Genomic DNA, 18,173 nt, shown 5'->3' with positions numbered 1-18,173 from the left:
ACGGGTGGGCGGGTCGGCAACCGGTGTCACGGGCGCGTCGGCGGCGTAGGGTTCGGTGCATGGCCACGCCAAAGACCCCTTACGACGCGGTACTGCACGCCGCCCGCGACGTGACCAGGCTGGACTGTGCCCTCGACGCCGAGATGCTCGGCACCGCCCTGCTCGGCAGCGTCTACGCCATCGCCGAGACCGACCGGAACACCGCCGTGCGAGAGTTCGTCGGCGGCTTCCTGACCGTCACCTCCCGTCGCCGCACGGCGGCGGCGACCACCATCCGGGCGGTCTTCGCCGCCCTGGTTCCCGACGCCGAGGGGACCGCCAAGGTCCGCCCCGGCGCCCAGGCGCCTACCTGGTCCGGCCAGCTCGGCCGGGTGCATCTCACCGGCACCTGGGCCTACGGCGACGTGTACGGCGACCAGACCTCCTACCTGGCCACCTTCGCCTACGACGACGACGCCGGCGGACCGGAACACGCCCTGGTCGCCCTGGTCGACCACAACATCGGAATCACCAAGGACGTCTTCGTCGGCAGCCCCGCCGCGCCGATCCTGGAACAGGTCCGGCAGATGTGTGCCGGTGACGAGCTGACCTGGTTCCGGCAGGAGGATCCGGCCCGGATGCGTGCCGAGGTGGGGCGCCACCTGGCGATCACCGACGAGCTGTCCGAGCTGCCCGGGGAGGGCTCCCTCGCCACCGACCGGGCGTTGTTCGGCGCCCGGTTGGCCCTGTTGCCCGACACCGACACCGACACCACCGTCGACGCCGGCGCGGCGGAGCCGCTGTCCGCGGCCGAGCGGACCGAGCTGGTACGCCGGTTCCTCGCCGGCCCGGAGGCCGCCCGGTTCGGCCTGGACGCTGTCGACGGCGCCGATCAGGCCTCGCTGCACTTCTGCCTGAGCCTGCTGCTGGACCACGCGGCCACCTTCCCGCAGGCCGACCCGATGCGGTGGAGCCCGGCGGTCGCCGGGTTGTTCCTGCTCGACTGGGTGCACCGGCGGGCGGTGCTGGACATGGACGACGCGGCCATGCTGCCCCGGGTGCTGCGCGCCTGGGCCGGGTACGCGGCCCGCCAGCGCGCCCTGCCGGAGCGGGCGGCGACGCAGACCGACGAGGCCATCGAGGAGATGGTGCCGGAGTTCGCCCGGCTCTACTCCACCGGTGAGCGGCGCAGCCCGGCCACCGCCGCGGTGGCGCAGCTGATGGCCGACGGCATCGACCCGGACGATCCGGTCGCGCTGAACGCCTGGATCGAGGCGAACCGGCAACGCCTCACCGACGAGGGTTTCTGACCCGACCCGGGTGCACCTCCGCGTCCGACCCCGCCGGGACTGGTGCCGCCAGGGTCGGCGGGACCGGGCCGGAGGCCTCCGGGGCCGCGGGTGCCTCGGAGGCCAACGGGGCCGGGGCCGCAGGGGCCTCGGAGGTCACCGGACCCGGGGCCGGCGCTTCCTCCGGTGGCACCGGATCGGGGTGCGCGGTCGCGCCCGGCGCGGCGGTCGGCTCGACCAGGCGGGACGGGGTCGGTGCCGGCCGTGGGCCCGACGTGGCGGTGGGAGCCGGGCTGGGCGACGGCGCGGGGCTGGGCGACGGCGCCGGTGAGGGACGCGGTGTCGGGCCGGGCGACGGGTGGCCGGGGAAGGGATCCGGTCCGGGTGCCGGCCTGACCGGGCTCGACGGCGGCGAGGGGCGCGGCGTCGGCCGGCCGGGCTCGCTGCGGGCCGCGGGGGCCACCGGGACGAGCGGCCCGGGAGTCTCCGGGGCGGCCGTGGCGGTGGCGGTCGTTGCCGGGACGGGCAGCGGCGGCGTCACCGCCGGTTGACTGGCCGTCGGCCAGGGGATCACCACCGGCCCGGCCGAGGGCGTCGGGATGAACAGGGCTTCGCTGCCCGGTGGGGCCGTACTGCCGATCGTGGCCGAGCCGGTGCTGATCGCGGCGAGAACCGGCATCGACGCCGTACCGGCGAGCAGTGCGACGGTGAGCAGGTAACCCCGGCTGGGACCGGTCGTGCCGGTGGCCCGGTGCACGCCGACCACCCGTCGGTAACCGGCCGGGCGGTGTCGGCCGAGCAGCGGCGACCCGGGACCCGCTCCATGCTCGGACACCGCATCCTCCTCGTCCGCTCTCCGGCGAACCGGAGGACAACCACCAAATAGGAAAAACCCTCGAATCGCTGTCATCTCGCATCAATCAGGGTGCACCAGTGACGCTCGGTTGGCTATCCCGCACAGCGTGTCGACACCCGGAATTCGTCGTGTCAGGCCCAGCTCAGGCGGGTGTCACGAACTGGTCCGTAAACCCGATCGAGGGCCGGCCGTACTGTGTGCCCGCTCACCTCTCTGCGACTATGGAGCACGACGGCAACGCAGCCACACCCTCCGCGCACCCTCGCGGTAGGCGCGGTTGGTGCCGGCGCTCCCGAGTCGGGTTCGGCCACACCGGGCCTGGCTCACGCCGTGCGGCAGCCCCACCCGGGCCAGGCGCGGCAACCAGGACGGTCCGGCGCCAGCCGGGCCGTCGCACCAGTCGTGCGGCCGGGTGACCCCCGCCGCCAGCACCGACATGACAGGGAGAGACGCATGGCAAAGGGAGACCCCGGGGCCACCGCCCGTGGCCGACGAGCCGCTCCACGGTCCAGGAAGCGCGCCACCGGCGACCCGGAACTGGTGCAGCTGCTCACTCCGGAAGGCGAACGGGTCGAGGCCGTCACCGGCTCCGACGGCATCGAGTACCGGGTCGACTTCACCGACGAGGAGTACCGCGGCCTCTACCGGGACCTGGTACTGGTACGCAAGCTGGACGCCGAGGCGACGGCCCTGCAACGCCAGGGCGAGCTGGGCCTGTGGGCGAGCCTGCTGGGCCAGGAGGCGGCACAGGTCGGTGCCGGTCGGGCGCTGCGCACCCAGGACATGGCCTTCCCGACCTACCGGGAGCACGGGGTGCTCTACTGCCGGGGGATCGACCCCATCATGCCGCTCGGCCTGTTCCGCGGCGTCGACCAGGGCGGCTGGGACCCGAACGAGTTCAAGTTCAACATGTACACGATCGTGATCGGGGCGCAGACCCTGCACGCGACCGGCTACGCCATGGGCGTCACGATGGACGGCAAGACCGGGACCGAGGACGGCGAGGCGGTGATCGCCTTCTTCGGTGACGGCGCCACCAGCCAGGGTGACGTCAACGAGGCCTTCGTCTGGTCCAGCGTCTTCAACGCCCCGCTGGTCTTCTTCTGCCAGAACAACCAGTACGCCATCTCCGAGCCGCTGGAGCGGCAGACCCGGGTGCCGCTGTACCGGCGGGCCGCCGGCTTCGGCTTCCCCGGGGTCCGGGTCGACGGCAACGACGTGTTGGCGACGTACGCGGTGACCCGGCACGCGCTCGACAACGCCCGGCTCGGCCAGGGCCCCAGCCTGATCGAGGCGTACACCTACCGGATGGGGGCGCACACCACCTCCGACGACCCGACCCGGTACCGCATCGCCAGCGAGGTCGAGGCCTGGCAGGCCAAGGACCCGATCGCCCGGATGAAGGCGTTCCTCCAGCGGCAGCAGATCGCCGACGCGGACTTCTTCGCCGCCGTCGACGAGCAGGCCCGCGCCGAGTCGGTGCACCTGCGCGAGCGGGTGCTCGCCATGCCCGACCCGGCACCGGTGACCATGTTCGACCACGTCTACCCGCACGGCTCGCCCGAGTTGGACCAGCAACGGGCGCAGTTCAGCACGTACCTGGAGTCGTTCGAGGGGAGCGCCCACTGATGGCCACGCAGACGCTCACCCTCGGCAAGGCGCTCAACGCCGGCCTGCGCAAAGCCCTGGAGAACGACCCGAAGGTCGTCATCATGGGCGAGGACGTCGGCAAGCTCGGCGGCGTCTTCCGGATCACCGACGGTCTCCAGAAGGACTTCGGCGACCAGCGGGTGATCGACACCCCGTTGGCCGAGTCCGGCATCATCGGCACCGCGGTCGGCCTGGCCATCCGCGGCTTCCGCCCGATCTGCGAGATCCAGTTCGACGGTTTCGTCTTCCCCGCGTACGACCAGATCGTCACCCAGGTGGCCAAGCTGCACTACCGCTCGCAGGGCAAGGTCCGCATCCCGATGGTCATCCGGATCCCGTACGGCGGGGGCATCGGCGCGGTGGAGCACCACTCGGAGTCGCCGGAGGCGTACTTCGCGCACACCGCCGGCCTGAAGGTGGTGACCTGCGCCAACCCGCAGGACGCGTACGTGATGATCCAGCAGGCGGTCGCCTCGGACGACCCGATCGTCTTCTTCGAGCCGAAGCGGCGCTACTGGGAGAAGGGTCCGGTCGAGTCGGACGTCCCGCTGTCGCAGGCGTACCCGCTGCACTCGGCCCGGGTGGCGCGGCCCGGCACCGACGCGACAGTGCTCGCCTACGGGCCGATGGTCCGCACCTGCCTGGACGCGGCGACCGCCGCCGCCGAGGACGGTCGCGAGCTGGAGGTCATCGACCTGCGCACCCTCTCCCCGCTGGACCTGACCGCGGTCTACGAGTCGGTGCGCCGCACCGGCCGGGCGGTGGTCGTGCACGAGGCCCCGGGCAACCTGGGCCTGGGTTCGGAGATCGCGGCCCGGATCACCGAGGAGTGCTTCTACTCCCTGGAGGCCCCGGTGCTGCGGGTGACCGGTTTCGACACCCCCTACCCGGCGTCCCGGGTGGAGGAGGAGTACCTTCCCGACCTCGACCGGGTGCTCGACGCCGTCGACCGCGCCTTCGGCTGGTGAGCGGGATGTCACGGATCAAGGAGTTCAACCTGCCCGACCTGGGCGAGGGCCTGACCGAGGGCGAGATCCTCGCCTGGCTGGTCAAGGTGGGCGACGTCATCGAGCTGAACCAGCCGATCGTCGAGGTGGAGACGGCCAAGGCGGCCGTGGAGATCCCGGCCAAGTGGGCCGGCCGGGTCCAGACGATCTTCCACGGCGAGGGGACCACGGTCGAGGTCGGCAGCCCGATCATCGCGATCGACACCGACCCGGACGCCCCGCCGCTGGAGCCGACCGAGGTGTCGACCACCGGCCAGCCCGACGCGGCCCTGCCGGCACCGTCGGCGGGTTCGCTGGCCGCGGTCGAGGTGGCACCGGCCGACCAGCCGGTCGAGCCGGGTCTGATCGGCGGCCCCGCGCCGGGCGGCCGGACCGCTGTGCTGGTCGGCTACGGCCCGCGCACCACCGCGGCCAAGCGCCGCCCCCGGCGCGGCACCGCCCCGCCCCACTCCGCCGCCGCACCGACCCGGGCCACCGACGTGCCCCGACCGGCGGCCACGCCGACGGTCACCGCCACGCCGACGGCCCCGCCGCCGGTCACCGCCACGCCGACGGTCACCGCCGCGCCGACGGCCGACGCCTCGACGACCACGGCCGCGACGGTCCCGGCGTCGACGAACGGTCACGGTCGGGCGTCGGTCCTGGCCAAGCCGCCGGTACGCAAGCTGGCCCGGGATCTCGGGGTCGACCTGGCCACCCTGACCGGTTCGGGCCCGGCGGGTTCGATCACGCGCGAGGACGTCCAGCGCGCGGTTGCCGGTTCGACGGCGTCCGCCGCGGTTGCCGGGTCGACGGCGTCCGCCGTGGTGGCCGACGCCGGTACGGTGACCGGCACCGGTGCGGTCGCGGCCGTCGGCGCGGAGCGGGAGCGGCGCATCCCGGTCAAGGGGGTACGCAAGCTCACCGCGGAGAACATGTCCCGTTCGGCGTTCACCGCGCCGCACGTGACGGAGTTCCTGACCGTCGACGTGACCCGGGCGATGAAGGCCCTGGACCGGCTCCGGACCCGCCGGGAGTGGCGGGACGTCCGGGTGTCGCCGTTGCTGCTGGTGGCGAAGGCGGTGCTGCTGGCGGTCAAGCGCCACCCGATGGTCAACTCCACCTGGGCCGGTGACGAGATCGTGGTCAAGGACTACGTCAACCTGGGCATCGCGGCGGCCACCGAGCGCGGCCTGATCGTGCCGAACGTCAAGGACGCCGGCCGGCTCTCGCTGCGCGAACTGGCCGACGCGTTGACCGACCTGGTGCAGACGGCGAAGGCCGGCCGTACCTCACCTGCGGACATGTCCGGCGGCACGCTGACCATCACCAACGTCGGCGTGTTCGGGGTGGACACCGGTACCCCGATCCTGCCGCCCGGCGAGTCGGCCATCCTGGCCTTCGGCGCGGTACGGGAGATGCCCTGGGTCCACAAGGGCAAGGTGCGTCCCCGCCAGGTGACCACCCTCGGGCTCTCCTTCGACCACCGGATCGTCGACGGTGAACTGGGGTCGAAGTTCCTGCGGGACATCGGTGAATTCCTCAGCGACCCGGAGGCGGCCCTGCTCGCCTGGACCTGAGCACGGCACCACCCGCCACGGCCGGTGTGCCCGGGGATCTCCCCGGCACACCGGCCGTTGCCGTTGGCAGTCGGTTACGTCGGCGAAAGACGGGATGAACCTTCGATCGTTCGGCTGGTGTTGCAGCTCACCTAAGAATCGATGGCAACCTACCGCGTTCTGCGCTTGAATAGAGGCAACGACAGGCTGACAACCGAATAAGCCAGGAGGAGAGAACCATGAGCATGATCAAGCGAATCCGCGACCGCCGCGACGCCACCCGACGCGCCCGTGCCATCGAGCACGCGCTGCGCTCCGCGAACTCGCCCTCGGTCCGCAACGAGATCATCGCCATCGCTCAGCGTCACGTGAGCTGAACCCCCGACCCCTTTTCCAACACCGCGCAACGCACTGACCCGCCCGACCTCCCGGGCGGGTCTTCGGCATCCGTTCCGGTCGACACCGGGATTCCACCTCGGTGCGCGCGCCCGGTACGGTGGGACCCGGCCGTCACCGCGGCCGGTGACCCGGATCGAGCCGATAGAAGCTCCTCGAAACGGTCCGGCGACGCGGAGTGACGGCTAGATGCTCGCCGGTCGCCCCGGGCGGACACCGGCTAGGGTGCGAGAAGTCCGGGCGGCCGGGACCGCTGGCGACGCCGGCAGCCACGCCGACGGGACCCGACCGGCGCCGGCAGCCGACATGATGGAGGAGGCGCACCGATGACGTCCGAAGGCTCACACCACCCCGGCCGAGAGCCGGACGAGGTGTCGCCGGGCGCCGGCGGACCGGCGCCGTACGGCGACCGGCCAGCGCAACAACACGAAGGCTACGGCAACGCTCCCGACCTGGGCTGGGCCCCGCCGCCACCGGCCAACCAGCCGGCGGCCCCGGCCTGGGCCGCCCAGAACGACCAGCCCGCCACCGCCAACTGGGCCGCCCAGGGCCACGGCGAGCCGGGCAACTGGGGCGGCCCCGCCGGCCAGCAGTCCCAACCGGCCTGGGCCACCGGTCAGTCCGAGCAGGCCGGCCAGCCCCAACCGGCCTGGGCCGGCAACCCGCCGCCCGAGCAGGCCGGCCCCGGTTGGGCCGCCGCGCCGGCGCAGGCACCGGCGGAGCCCGGCCAGCCCGCCTGGGCACAGGCAGCGGCACCGGCCACACCGGACTGGGCCCAGCAGCCGCCGTCGCCGGCGGGTGCCCGGGGTGCTGCCTCGGTGCCGCAGCAGCCGGCACCTACCCACGACAACTGGCCCGCGCCGAACGACGCCGAGACCCGGGACCAGCCGACCAGGGCCACCACCGGGGCCAGGGCACAGCCCGGCGGTTGGGCCCCCGGCACGTCCGGATCGGACGATCCCGCCCGATCGGGTGGCTGGGCTCCCGCCGATGACGACCAGGGCCGGCCAGCCGCCTGGGCCCCACCGTCGGCCGAGGGCACCGGTGCGGCGTGGGCACCGCCGGCCCCGCAGTCCCCGGCCGGCTGGCAGTCGCCACCCCACGACGGTCAGGCCGACCGATCCCAGCCGGCGCAGTGGCCGGCGGCCGGTGACTCCGCGCAGCCCAGTGACTTCGCGCAGCCCAGTGGATCCGGGCAGCCCAGCGGCTCCGCGCAGCCCAGTCGATCCGGGCAGCCCAGTGGATCCGCGCAGCCCGGCGGCTGGGGCGGCCAGCCCACCCCGGACGACCGACCGGAGCCCGCCGGGTGGACGCCCGGCGCTGCCCCACCCGGCCGGGGCAGCGCCTCGGTGCCGGGTGCCCCACCCGCCGCCTGGGGAGCCGGCGGGGCCGAACAACCACCACAGTGGGCCGGTGCCGACCGACCGGTGCTGCCGGACGCCGAGCCGTGGGCCCCCGGCGAGGCCTGGGGCCGCAACGACGCCGGCCCGGACCGCGCCGCCGAGGCCACGGACCGCCCCGAAGAACCGCCGGTGTACCGCCCGGCACCGGGGCCCGGCATCTCGGCCGGGAACGCCGTGCCGCTGCCACCGGGTCAGGAGCAGCGGGTACCGGGGGCGAGCCTGGCCGCCGCACCGCCGGCCGACTTCGGCCCGCCGGCCGGGTTCGGCGGCCCGCAGGCCTACGAGCCGGGCAACTCCGGCGGACACGAGTACGGCTCCGGCGGCGGCTGGCCGCCGGCCGACAGCCCGCAGGAGCAGTCCCAGCCCCCGGCGGGGCCGCTGGTGCCGTCCCCGCGTGCCGCCGTCGAGGCCGGCAGCGGTCGGGCTGCCGTACCGGCCGAGGCCGACGAGGCCGGTGGCCAGGGCAGCGTCTCGGCCAGCGCGTCGGTGCCGACCGGCAGCCGCATCACCCCGACCGACCAGGAGCTGCCGCCCGGCGGACAGCCGGTCCCCCAACCCCGGGTCTACGGTCGCCCGGCCCGCGCCGAAGGCGACGAGCAGAGCGACCCCGAGCCGGCCCCGTACGGTGCCCAGGCCCCGTTCGACCAGGGCCGTGGGCAGGTCGACGACGGGCCGGGCCGACCCGATCAGGGACCGGGCCAGTTCGACCAGGCGGCCGGGCAGTTCGACCAGGGCCGGGGAGAGTTCGACGAGGCGACAGGGCGTTTCACGCAGGGGCCGGGCCAGTTCGACCAGGGCCGGGGCCAATTCGAGCAGGGGCCGGGCGGTTTCGGCCAGCCGCCGGGGCAGTTCGGCCAGGGCTTCCCGCCGGCTGCGGACCGTGCCGACCAGGGCGGCGACCGCTTCGGCCCCGCTCCCGGGCAGCACGACCGGGGTCCGGAGCCGTACGGCCGCGCGCCGGGCCAGTTCGACCAGGGCCCCGGCGGATCCGACCAGGGCCCGGGTGGCTTCGGGCCGGCAGCCGGCGGACTCGAGCCGGGCTCCGGAGGATTCGGGCCGGGGCCGGACCAGTTCGGGGCAGGTGCCGACCGCTTCGGGCCGGGCCCCGGGCCGACTCCGCAGTCGCGCTTCGACGAGCACGAGCGGACCACCGCACACCCGCAGGGCTTCGGCGAGCCGCACCCCACCTCCGCTCCGCCGGCCTTCCCGCCCGCCGCAGCCCCGTCGTTCGGCGAGCCGACCAGCGTCAAGCGCCCGATGAACGGCACCCGGCCGCACGACGCCCCGCCGGAGGGCGACGACCGCTTCGGCGGTCCGCAGTCCCCGGTGGTCGGTGGTACGGCGGTGCAGCACGCGGTGCCGGGCAACGAGCCGGGCCCGGGTGCCTTCCCGCCCCCGTACCAGGCGGGTGGACAGCAGACCGGGCCGGGTTGGCCGGGCGCCACCGGTGGCAGCGAGGCGGACCAGAGCCGCTTCGACTCGTTCAAGCCCGAGGCAACCGAGCCGAAGCCCGAGGCGCCGGCACCGAAGGTCCGCAACGGACGGGTGCTGGCAGCGGTCCTGGTCGCGGCGGCGCTGATCCTCGCCGTACCGCTGGGTCTGTTGTTGCTGTTGGGCAAGATCGGCGGCGGTGACGACCCGGCGGCCTTCGACCCGGCGGTCAACTCCTGCGTCAAGCAGTCCGGTGAGCGGGCACTCGCGGCCAACTGCGAGGACGAGGGCGCCTTCACGATCGTGTCCAAGGTCGACGCCAAGGACAAGTGCGCCGACCCGAGCCAGCCGCACGCGGAGTTGCGCGGCAACGTACCGAACAAGGTGCTCTGCCTGAAACCGGCCAAGTAACCACCCGGCACGTCACGGGGGCTGCGGTGCGACACCGCAGCCCCCGTCGGCGTCCATCCCATCTGCCGTACGAGCCGGACCCGGCTGCGGTGTCGGGCGGGATAAACAGTGAGGTTCGTCGCTCTATCGACTCGGTTCCTCTTGAACCGCAGGGCCTCCGGACCGTAGTCGAGGAGGTCGGTCACCCACGGAGGGTGACCAAGAACTGGAGAGGGTCCGACATGCCTTCACACGGCCCGCCGAATTACAACCCGTTCGACTCCGACGATCAGCAGAGGCTGGCGAATGCCTATCAGGGAGCCCGCGCAAGCAACAGCTGGTACGCGGCGACTGGCGTCGACCCGTCCGACGGCAGAAGTCTGTCCGACAGGCAGCGTGATGAGCGGTACCTCGGCAGGATGAACGAGGCCAGCGATGGCCTCAACGTCTACAGCAGCTTTCTGACCCGTCGCGAGCAGGAGAATGCCGCTGACCTGAGGCAACAGCAGACGGCACAGGCCGCGTACACGCCGGTCCCCTTCTCGGGTCAGGGGCCGACCAGCGGAGCGAGCAGCAGCCAGCAGCCTTCCGCGGCCTTCAGTTCGCGGCAGACCCACACGTCCCAGACTGCGACTGACGTCGAGCGGGAAATCGCAAGGGCCGCGGCCATGCGGCAGTCCAGTTTCCCGGCCGGGGGCTCCGGGCAGGGCCCTGGCAGCGGTCAGCCCCCCGCCCAGCAGGGACAACAGTATGGACAGGCAAGCAGCAGGAAGGCCGCGCCGAAGGGCCCGTGACCGATAGTTGATCTCCGGCCAGCCGCCTCACCCCCGGTGACCCACCGCTGACGCCGGACCCGCGCCGTTCGCATTGCGGGCCCGGCCGGCGGCGGGTTGCCGGGGGTGCCGGGCGGGGTGCACCGTGGCGTGGCAGGGTTGATCGCATGGCTACCTCGCCCCGCGTCCGTGCGCCCGAACTCAAGGGCCGTCAGTGGTTGAACACCGGCGGACGGGACCTCACCCTCGCCGACCTGCGCGGGCGCATTCTGATCTTGGACTTCTGGACGTTCTGCTGCATCAACTGCCTGCACGTCCTGGACGAGCTACGGCCGTTGGAGCAGAAGTACGCCGACGTCCTGGTCGCCGTCGGCGTCCACTCGCCCAAGTTCGAGCACGAGAAGGACCCGGCGGCACTGGCGGCGGCGGTCGAGCGGTACGGGGTACACCATCCGGTCCTCGACGACCCGGAGCTGGACATGTGGCAGCAGTACGCGGCCCGCGCCTGGCCGACGCTGGCGGTGGTCGACCCCGAAGGGTACGTGGTGGCCACCATGGCCGGCGAGGGTCACGCCGAGGGACTGACCCGGCTGATCGACGAGCTGATCGGGGTACACGAGGCCAAGGGCACCCTGCGCCGGGGCGACGGCCCGTACGTGCCGCCCGCCGAGCCGGAGACGGCGCTGCGCTTCCCCGGCAAGGCGGTGGCGCTGCCCGACGGGCACCTGCTGGTCTCCGACTCGGCCCGGCACCGGCTGGTCGAGTTGGAGCCGGACGGCGAGACCCCGGTCCGGGTGATCGGCAGCGGTCAGCGGGGGCGGGCCGACGGACCGGCCGAGGCGGCCAGCTTCGCCGAACCGCAGGGGCTGTGCCTGCTGCCGAGGCACGTCGCCGAGGTGGCCGGGTACGACCTGGTCGTCGCGGACACCGTCAACCACCTGCTGCGCGGCGTACGGCTGACCACCGGTGAGGTGACGACGGTGGCCGGGACGGGCCGGCCGTGGCGCTCCACGGTGGACGACCACGCGCACGACGCGGTCTCCGTCGACCTCTCCTCCCCCTGGGACCTGGCCTGGTACGACGGCAAGGTGATCGTGGCGATGGCCGGCATTCACCAGCTCTGGTGGTTCGACCCGGTAAAGCGGACCGCCGGAATGTACGCCGGCACCACGGTGGAGGCGTTGCGCGACGGCCCGCTGCCGGACGTCTGGCTGGCCCAGCCCTCCGGCCTCGCCGCCTCCGCCGACGGCACCCGGCTGTGGGTCGCCGACAGCGAGACCAGTGCCCTGCGGTACGTCGAGGACGGCGTGTTGAGCACCGCGGTGGGGCAGGGGCTGTTCGACTTCGGGCACGTGGACGGGCCGGCCGACCAGGCGCTTCTGCAGCATCCGCTCGGGGTCTGCGCGCTGCCGGACGGTTCGGTGCTGGTGGCGGACACGTACAACGGGGCGGTCCGGCGGTTCGACCCGGCAACCGGGCTGGTCGGCACGGTGGCCGGTGGGCTCGCCGAGCCGAGCGACCTGGTGCTGACCGCCGACGGCGCGGTGCTCGTGGTCGAGTCGACGGCGCACCGGCTGACCCAGCTCGCCCCGGGGGCGCTCACCGCGACCGGCGCGGACACCGTGGCCGGGCCCCGGCACCGGACCGAGCGCCGCCCCACCGACCTGGCTCCGGGTGAGGTCACCCTGGAGGTGGTCTTCACGCCCGCGCCGGGGCAGAAGCTCGACGAGACGTACGGACCGTCGACCCGGCTGGTGGTCTCCGCCTCGCCACCGGAGCTGCTGCTCTCCGGGGCGGGCACCGGCACCGACCTGTCCCGGCCGCTGGTGGTCAATCCGGCGGTCGCCGAGGGGGTGCTCCAGGTGGTGGCGCAGGCCGCGACCTGCGACGCGGACGTCGAGCACGCGGCCTGCCACCTCACCCGTCAGGACTGGGGCGTGCCGGTCCGGGTGGTCGACGGTGCCCCCACCCGGCTCCCGCTAGTCCTGCGCGGCCTGGACCCCTGAGGTGTAAGGAGGGGGCCCTTTTAGTACAGAAAGCGTTAGGAAGGGGCCCTTCCTTTCACGCGAAGGGGGTGAGCGTGACCCCGGCGGCGGTGAGCGCGGCCCGTACCGCCGTCGCGGCGGCGACCGCGCCGGGGGTGTCGCCGTGCAGGCAGATCGACTCGACGGGGCAGGCGACCACGGTGCCGTCGACGGCGACGACGGTCCGCTCGGTGGCCAGCCGGACCGCCTGGGCGGCCACCGCGTCGGGGTCGGTGAGCAGGGCACCGGGGTGGGTGCGCGGGGTGAGCGCGCCGGTGGGCAGGTAACCCCGGTCGGCGAAGCCCTCGGCGACCACCCGCAGCCCGGCCCCGACCGCGAGTTGGGCCAGCACCGAGCCGGGTGAGCAGAGCAGCGGCAGTTCGTGGTCGACGTCGTTGACCGCCGCCACCAGCGCCGCTGCCTGTGTCTCGTCGGTGGCCGCCGCGTGGTAGAGCGCCCCGTGCGGCTTCAGGTAGCGCACCCGGGTCCGGTACAGCCGGCAGAACCCGTCCAGGGCCGCGAGCTGGTACGTCACCTCGTCGCGCAGCTCCGTGAAGTCGTACGCGATGTGCCGGCGGCCGAAGCCGGCCAGGTCGCGGTAGCCGACCTGGGCGCCGACGGCGACGCCGCGTTCGGCGGCGGCGGCGCAGACCCGGCGCATGGTGGACGGGTCACCGGCGTGGAAGCCGCAGGCCACGTTGGCCGAGGTGATCACGTCGAGCAGCGCCTCGTCGTCGCCGAGCCGCCAGATCCCGAATCCCTCGCCGAGGTCAGCGTTGAGGTCCATGGAATGTCACCGTAGTCCCCGGCCGGGCCTGCGCGAGCCCGGTCACGTCGGTCACCACCCCGATCACCGGGTACCCGCCGGTGGTCGGATGGTCGGCCAGGAAGATCAACGGCTGGCCGTCCGCCGGCACCTGCACCGCCCCCAGCACCAGGGGTTCGCTTGGCAGTTCCCCGGCCACCGCGCGGGGCAGCGGCGCGCCGGTCAGTCGCGCCCCGATCCGGTTGCTCCGCACCCCCACCGTGTACGGGGTGCCGAGCAGCCGCTCCACCGCCTGCGGGGTGAACCAGTCCTCCCGCGGGCCGAGTCGCAGGTCCAGCCGCAGCTGCTCGGGCACCGGCCGGCCGAGGGTGACGTCGACCCCGGCCGGGCCGCCGACCGGGGTGCCCAGGGGCAGCCGGTCGCCGTCGCGGAGCGGGGGTGGGCCGAGGCCGGAGAGCAGGTCGGTGGCGCGGCTGCCGAGCACCGGTGGCACGTCGAGGCCGCCGGCCACCGCCAGGTAGCTGCGTACCCCCTGGTCTGCCGGGCCGATCCGCAACCGCACCCCGGCCGGTACGGCGATCGGCAGGCCGACGTCCGCCGGCCGGTTCCCGACCCGGACCCGCGCGGGCGGGCCGGTGACGGCGACCGTGCCGGCCCGGGACAGGGTCAGCTCACAGCCGGTCAGGGTGATCTCCAGGCCGGCGGCCGTCTCCGGGTTGCCTACCAGCCGGTTGGCCAGCCGCAGCGCCCCCGGGTCGAGCGCACCGGACCGGGGTACGCCCAGGTGCGCCCAGCCGGGCCGGCCGAGGTCCTGCACGGTGGTCAACGCGCCGGCCCGGAGCACGGTCAGCGTCCCGGCGGGAGCCGACGTCACGCGGACACCAGCCGGACCCGGGTGCCGGGGGTGAGCCGGGCGGGCGGGTCGGCGTGTACGTCGAAGAGGGGCAGGTCGGTGCGGCCGACCAGCTGCCACCCGCCCGGTGACTCGGTCGGGTAGATCCCGGCGTACGGCCCGGCCAGCGCCACCGAGCCGGCCGGCACCCGGGTCCGCGGGGTGGCCCGTCGGGGCACCGCCTGCTCGGCGGGGAGCCCGGTCAGGTACGCGAAGCCGGGTGCGAAGCCGCAGAAGGCCACCCGGAACTCGGTGCCGGTCAGCCGCCGGATCACCTCGGGTACGCCGGTCCGCCAGTGTTCCGCGACGGCGGCGAGGTCCGGGCCGTTCCACTCGGTGGGCACCTCGACCAGCCAGCCGGCACCCGGGCCGGCGCTGGTGGGCTGCGGCTCGGCGCTGGTGGGCCGCGTGCCGGCGCTGGTGGGCCGCGTGCCGGCGTTGGTGGGCCGCGTGCCGGCGCTGGTGGGCTGCGTGCCGGCGTTGGTGGGATCCGGTTCGGCGGTGGTGGGCCGCGTGCCGGCGTTGGTGGGATCCGGTTCGGCGGTGGGTGCCGGGCCCGGGGTCCAGTCGGTGAGCCGGGCGGCGAGGCGGTGCGGGTCGGGCACCCCGTCGAGCAGCAGGGTCTGCGCCCCCGGCACGATCTCGACGGCGGTCAGCTCCCCGCCCTGGCGGCGTCGCCACAGCTCCGCGCGCCACGCCTCGACCTGTGCCGGGTCGGCGCAGTCGAGCAACAGGGCGTGTCGGCCGACGGGTCGGATCCGCATCCCGTCATCCTGCCGCATCCGGCGACGCGAACATCGTGACCGGTGCCACTACCTGAAAGTAACCTACGGTGCCGTAACCTTTAGTCGTGACCACCTCCGCACCGCTTCGCATGAAGCCGGTCGACATCGGCAAACCCCGGATGCGCGGCTGGCTGCACACCTACGCGTTCTTCGTCGCGCTCGTCTGCGGCATCGTCCTCTGCTCGATCGCGGCCTCCCGACCAGGCTGGGCCCCACTGGTCAGCACGGCCATCTACAGCCTGACCGTGTGCGGGCTCTTCGGCACCAGCGCGCTCTACCACCGTCGGGTCTGGACGGAGCGCGGCTACCAGGTGATGCGCCGGATGGACCACTCGATGATCTTCGTGTTCATCGCCGGCACGTACACCCCGTTCTGCGTCCTGCTGCTGGAGCCCCGACCGGCGACCGCGATGCTCGCCCTGGTCTGGGGCGGCGCGCTGGGCGGCGTGGCGGTGAAGCTGATCTGGCCGCACGCGCCGCGCTGGGTCTCCGCCCCGCTCTACCTGGCCCTGGGCTGGGTGTCGGTGGTGATGCTGCCGGCGATCCTGCACGTCGGCGGGGTGACCGCGCTGGTGCTGCTGGCCGTCGGCGGCGCGATCTACAGCGTCGGCGCGGTCTGCTACGCGCTGCGCCGGCCCAACCCGTGGCCCACGGTCTTCGGCCACCACGAGTTCTTCCACGCCTGCACCCTGGTGGCCGCGATCTGCCACCACATCGCCATCTACTTCGCCCTGTTCGCCTGAGACCCTGTCGCCTGAGACCCTGTCCGCCTGAGTCCCTGTTCGCCTGAGTCCCTGTTCGACCGAGTCCCGGACACCCCAGGACAGCACTCGGGGGACCCGCGTCGTTGCGGGTCCCCCGAGAGGTCCGGGTGGTTCGGGTCAGACGGGGTAGCCCGGGCCGCGTACCTCGCGGTGCTCCCGCACCACCTGCTCGCGGACGGGCACGGCGCGCTCGGTGACCACCCGGTTCTCGGCGACCGGGGCCGCGACCACCGGGCGGCGGCGGGAGTTCCAGAAGTAGAGGGTGGTGATCAGGCCGGCGAGCCCGGCGAGCATCAGCACCCAGCCGACGACACTCAGGTTGAGCCACCCGAGATTCGCCTCCACGGCGAACGCGAAGATCGCCCCCACCGCGATGAGGAAGATACTGCCACCGATGCCCATCTTGTCGCCTCCTTGGCGTCCAGCTGGCGTTTCCTACCGCCGCGGCCACTGCTGAGGTTGCGGCTCCCATCGACATACCCCGGCATCGAGATCACCAATCCGGCAAGCTGGCACCATGACGGACGACCCGGGTACCGAACGCACCCTGCTGCTGTTGCGGCACGCCAAGGCCGAATCGCCCCGGGGCGTCCCGGATGTCGACCGGCCGCTGAGCGCCCGGGGCGAGACCGACGCCTCGGCCGTCGGGGCCTGGCTGGCCCGGCACACCCTGCTGCCGGATGTGGTGCTCTGCTCACCGGCCCGCCGGACCCGGGAAACCTGGCAGTCCGTGGCGGTGGGGATGACCGGCGATCCGCCGGAGGGTGGCCCGGCCGGCGCCACCCCGGTCGTCCGCGCCGAGGCCGGCATCTACCAGGCCCTGCCACAGACCCTGTTGGCGCTGCTCCGGACGGTGCCGTCGACGGCGACCACGGTCCTGCTGGTCGGCCACAACCCGGGGGTGTCGCTGCTCTCCGGCCTGCTGGATCCGGCCGGGGTCCCGGTCGAACTGCGTACCGCCGAACTGGCGACGCACCGGTTCCGGGGACCCTGGTCGACGCTGGCCGCCGGCCGGGCCCCCCGGAACCGGTGACGGCTCAGTCGCCGGCGGCCAGCGCGGTGACCGGGCTGACCCGGGCGGCCCGGTCTGCCGGCAACAGCCCGGCCAGCGCGGTCGCCCCCGTCAACGCCACGGCCACCAGGAGCAACTGTCCTGTCGGGAAGGTGACCGGCGCGTGCTCGCCGACGGCCAGCACCGCCAGGGTCGCGTACGGTCCCGCCAGCAGCAGGCCGAGCAGCGCGCCGATCAGGCCGTAGCGAGGGTTACGGCGTCCCCGGGGGACTCCGTGGTGGAGACGGTCCGCGCCGCCGCCTCCGGCGACGCGCTGATCAGCCCCTCGATCACGGTACGACTGCTGCGGCACCTCAACGCGCCGACCACCCCGGCCGGCGCCCCACCGGGCAGCCTTCTCCCCACGGGAGCTGGAGGTGGCGCGGCTGGTCGCCCGGGGTGCCACCAACGCCGGGATCGCCGCCTGGGCCTGGGAACACCGCCTGCTCGACTGATCCCCGCAGCCTGGCCGCAGCGGCCCGGTACTTCGGCCGGGCGGGCACCTCGGCCGGGCGGCCGGGCGGGCACCTCGGCCAAGCGACCGGGCGGGCACCTCGGCCAAGCGACCGGGCGGGCACCTCGGCCAGGCGGCCGGGCGGGCACCTCGGCCAGGCGCCGGGCGGGCACCTCGGCCAGGCGCCGGGCGGGCATCTCGGCCAGGCGGCCGGGCGGGTCAGGACGGAGGTGCGGTGGGCGGCGGCGGGTCCGGCGGTGGCGGCATCATCGCCGTCGGGTGCGACAGCCGGTTCTCCTCCACGATCAGCGTCCGGGCCCGCTTGCGCCGGTCCTGCCAGAACCAGAGCGTGGTAAGCAGTACGGCCAGCCCGGCCAGGATGAACACCCAGCCGACCGCGCGCAGGTCGACCCACCAGATGTTGGCTCTGAGGGCGAAGGTCAGGATCGCGCCGATGGCGATCAGGAAGATGCCGCTACCAATACCCATGTGCGCTGCACTCCCCCGTGCGGTGGCCTGCGGGCGTGCTCGTCTGCTGCCGACCCCCGCATACCCGACCTGTCCCGCCCCTACCCGCCCGCGCCCCACCGATACCGCGCCCGGAACCGCCCCACGGCAGACGGCAGCTCTCTTTCCAGGAAACAGTGGTCTCCCGTCGCCCTGACCGGACTACATCCCTGATTCAGCGCGCCAACACCCACATCAGGTCACCACATCCCTGATTC

General features: G+C 73.9%; 17 protein-coding genes. 10 read left to right on the top strand and 7 right to left on the bottom strand.

The window, feature by feature from the left end:
- Positions 1-59 precede the first annotated feature (59 nt).
- Positions 60-1,289, top strand: a complete 1,230-nt coding sequence (locus GA0070617_RS01335) for a hypothetical protein (RefSeq protein WP_091432840.1) — start codon at positions 60-62, stop codon at positions 1,287-1,289.
- Here GA0070617_RS01335 and GA0070617_RS01330 read toward each other — a convergent pair.
- Positions 1,270-2,103, bottom strand: coding sequence for a hypothetical protein (locus GA0070617_RS01330; RefSeq protein WP_091432837.1), 834 nt, complete (start codon positions 2,101-2,103; stop codon positions 1,270-1,272). The genes GA0070617_RS01335 and GA0070617_RS01330 overlap by 20 nt on opposite strands.
- Positions 2,104-2,577: 474 nt before the next feature.
- Between GA0070617_RS01330 and pdhA the strand changes: the two genes are divergently transcribed.
- From pdhA to GA0070617_RS01300, 7 genes are all read left to right on the top strand, one after another.
- A complete protein-coding gene (gene pdhA / locus GA0070617_RS01325; protein WP_091432834.1) occupies positions 2,578-3,753 on the top strand; it encodes a pyruvate dehydrogenase (acetyl-transferring) E1 component subunit alpha in 1,176 nt (391 codons plus the stop codon).
- Positions 3,753-4,742 (top strand): alpha-ketoacid dehydrogenase subunit beta, encoded by a 990-nt coding sequence (locus GA0070617_RS01320; RefSeq protein WP_091432832.1) that lies wholly within the window; start codon positions 3,753-3,755, stop codon positions 4,740-4,742. Before pdhA ends, GA0070617_RS01320 begins: the two co-directional genes overlap by 1 nt.
- Before the next feature lie 5 nt (positions 4,743-4,747).
- A complete protein-coding gene (locus tag GA0070617_RS01315; RefSeq protein WP_091432829.1) occupies positions 4,748-6,340 on the top strand; it encodes a dihydrolipoamide acetyltransferase family protein in 1,593 nt (530 codons plus the stop codon).
- Between the two features lie 218 nt (positions 6,341-6,558).
- Positions 6,559-6,696, top strand: coding sequence for a hypothetical protein (locus GA0070617_RS30315; protein ID WP_175440401.1), 138 nt, complete (start codon positions 6,559-6,561; stop codon positions 6,694-6,696).
- Between the two features lie 345 nt (positions 6,697-7,041).
- The gene (locus tag GA0070617_RS01310; RefSeq protein WP_091432827.1) at positions 7,042-9,960 is read left to right on the top strand and encodes a hypothetical protein; all 2,919 of its coding nucleotides are present in this window, start codon (positions 7,042-7,044) and stop codon (positions 9,958-9,960) included.
- Between the two features lie 194 nt (positions 9,961-10,154).
- Positions 10,155-10,733, top strand: coding sequence for a hypothetical protein (locus GA0070617_RS01305; protein ID WP_091432823.1), 579 nt, complete (start codon positions 10,155-10,157; stop codon positions 10,731-10,733).
- A gap of 146 nt (positions 10,734-10,879) precedes the next feature.
- Entirely contained in the window at positions 10,880-12,718 is a 1,839-nt protein-coding gene (locus GA0070617_RS01300) for an NHL domain-containing thioredoxin family protein (protein WP_091432820.1), read from the top strand.
- Positions 12,719-12,773: 55 nt separating this feature from the next.
- Here GA0070617_RS01300 and GA0070617_RS01295 read toward each other — a convergent pair whose 3' ends face one another.
- From GA0070617_RS01295 to GA0070617_RS01285, 3 genes are read right to left on the bottom strand one after another with little or no spacing between them, the layout of a single operon-like run.
- On the bottom strand, positions 12,774-13,523 hold the full coding sequence (locus GA0070617_RS01295) for a LamB/YcsF family protein (RefSeq protein ID WP_091432817.1): 750 nt from the start codon (positions 13,521-13,523) through the stop codon (positions 12,774-12,776).
- Entirely contained in the window at positions 13,507-14,376 is an 870-nt protein-coding gene (locus GA0070617_RS01290) for a 5-oxoprolinase subunit C family protein (RefSeq protein WP_091432814.1), read from the bottom strand. The genes GA0070617_RS01295 and GA0070617_RS01290 overlap by 17 nt, the downstream gene beginning before the upstream one ends.
- A complete protein-coding gene (locus GA0070617_RS01285; protein WP_091445710.1) occupies positions 14,373-15,158 on the bottom strand; it encodes a 5-oxoprolinase subunit B family protein in 786 nt (261 codons plus the stop codon). The genes GA0070617_RS01290 and GA0070617_RS01285 overlap by 4 nt, the downstream gene beginning before the upstream one ends.
- Before the next feature lie 86 nt (positions 15,159-15,244).
- On the opposite strand from GA0070617_RS01285, the gene trhA reads away from it, so the two are divergent.
- On the top strand, positions 15,245-15,922 hold the full coding sequence (gene trhA, locus GA0070617_RS01280; protein WP_091432811.1) for a PAQR family membrane homeostasis protein TrhA: 678 nt from the start codon (positions 15,245-15,247) through the stop codon (positions 15,920-15,922).
- 138 nt (positions 15,923-16,060) lie between these two features.
- Here trhA and GA0070617_RS01275 read toward each other — a convergent pair whose 3' ends face one another.
- Positions 16,061-16,345, bottom strand: a complete 285-nt coding sequence (locus tag GA0070617_RS01275) for a DUF6458 family protein (RefSeq protein WP_091432808.1) — start codon at positions 16,343-16,345, stop codon at positions 16,061-16,063.
- 115 nt (positions 16,346-16,460) lie between these two features.
- On the opposite strand from GA0070617_RS01275, the gene GA0070617_RS01270 reads away from it, so the two are divergent.
- Positions 16,461-16,976 carry a SixA phosphatase family protein gene (locus GA0070617_RS01270; RefSeq protein ID WP_091432805.1) on the top strand — a complete coding sequence of 172 codons (516 nt, stop codon included), beginning with the start codon at positions 16,461-16,463 and terminating at the stop codon, positions 16,974-16,976.
- Positions 16,977-16,980: 4 nt separating this feature from the next.
- On the opposite strand, the gene GA0070617_RS01265 is transcribed toward GA0070617_RS01270, so the two are convergent.
- Both GA0070617_RS01265 and GA0070617_RS01260 read right to left on the bottom strand, forming a co-directional pair.
- The gene (locus GA0070617_RS01265; protein WP_139135547.1) at positions 16,981-17,400 is read right to left on the bottom strand and encodes a hypothetical protein; all 420 of its coding nucleotides are present in this window, start codon (positions 17,398-17,400) and stop codon (positions 16,981-16,983) included.
- A gap of 267 nt (positions 17,401-17,667) precedes the next feature.
- Positions 17,668-17,937: a DUF6458 family protein gene (locus GA0070617_RS01260; protein ID WP_091432797.1), complete on the bottom strand. Its 270-nt coding sequence runs from the start codon at positions 17,935-17,937 to the stop codon at positions 17,668-17,670.
- Positions 17,938-18,173: the final 236 nt, after the last annotated feature.

It is taken from the genome of Micromonospora yangpuensis (assembly GCF_900091615.1).
Lineage (GTDB): Bacteria > Actinomycetota > Actinomycetes > Mycobacteriales > Micromonosporaceae > Micromonospora > Micromonospora yangpuensis.
This window is presented reverse-complemented; position numbering and strand designations above follow the sequence as displayed.

Coding starts and splice junctions, on each gene's coding strand:
- GA0070617_RS01335 (WP_091432840.1), top strand. CDS start 60: ATGGCCACGCCAAAGACCCCTTACGACGCGGTACTGCACGCCGCCCGC.
- pdhA (WP_091432834.1), top strand. CDS start 2,578: ATGGCAAAGGGAGACCCCGGGGCCACCGCCCGTGGCCGACGAGCCGCT.
- GA0070617_RS01320 (WP_091432832.1), top strand. CDS start 3,753: ATGGCCACGCAGACGCTCACCCTCGGCAAGGCGCTCAACGCCGGCCTG.
- GA0070617_RS01315 (WP_091432829.1), top strand. CDS start 4,748: ATGTCACGGATCAAGGAGTTCAACCTGCCCGACCTGGGCGAGGGCCTG.
- GA0070617_RS30315 (WP_175440401.1), top strand. CDS start 6,559: ATGAGCATGATCAAGCGAATCCGCGACCGCCGCGACGCCACCCGACGC.
- GA0070617_RS01310 (WP_091432827.1), top strand. CDS start 7,042: ATGACGTCCGAAGGCTCACACCACCCCGGCCGAGAGCCGGACGAGGTG.
- GA0070617_RS01300 (WP_091432820.1), top strand. CDS start 10,880: ATGGCTACCTCGCCCCGCGTCCGTGCGCCCGAACTCAAGGGCCGTCAG.
- GA0070617_RS01295 (WP_091432817.1), bottom strand. CDS start 13,523: ATGGACCTCAACGCTGACCTCGGCGAGGGATTCGGGATCTGGCGGCTC.
- GA0070617_RS01285 (WP_091445710.1), bottom strand. CDS start 15,158: ATGCGGATCCGACCCGTCGGCCGACACGCCCTGTTGCTCGACTGCGCC.
- GA0070617_RS01275 (WP_091432808.1), bottom strand. CDS start 16,345: ATGGGCATCGGTGGCAGTATCTTCCTCATCGCGGTGGGGGCGATCTTC.
- GA0070617_RS01270 (WP_091432805.1), top strand. CDS start 16,461: ATGACGGACGACCCGGGTACCGAACGCACCCTGCTGCTGTTGCGGCAC.
- GA0070617_RS01260 (WP_091432797.1), bottom strand. CDS start 17,937: ATGGGTATTGGTAGCGGCATCTTCCTGATCGCCATCGGCGCGATCCTG.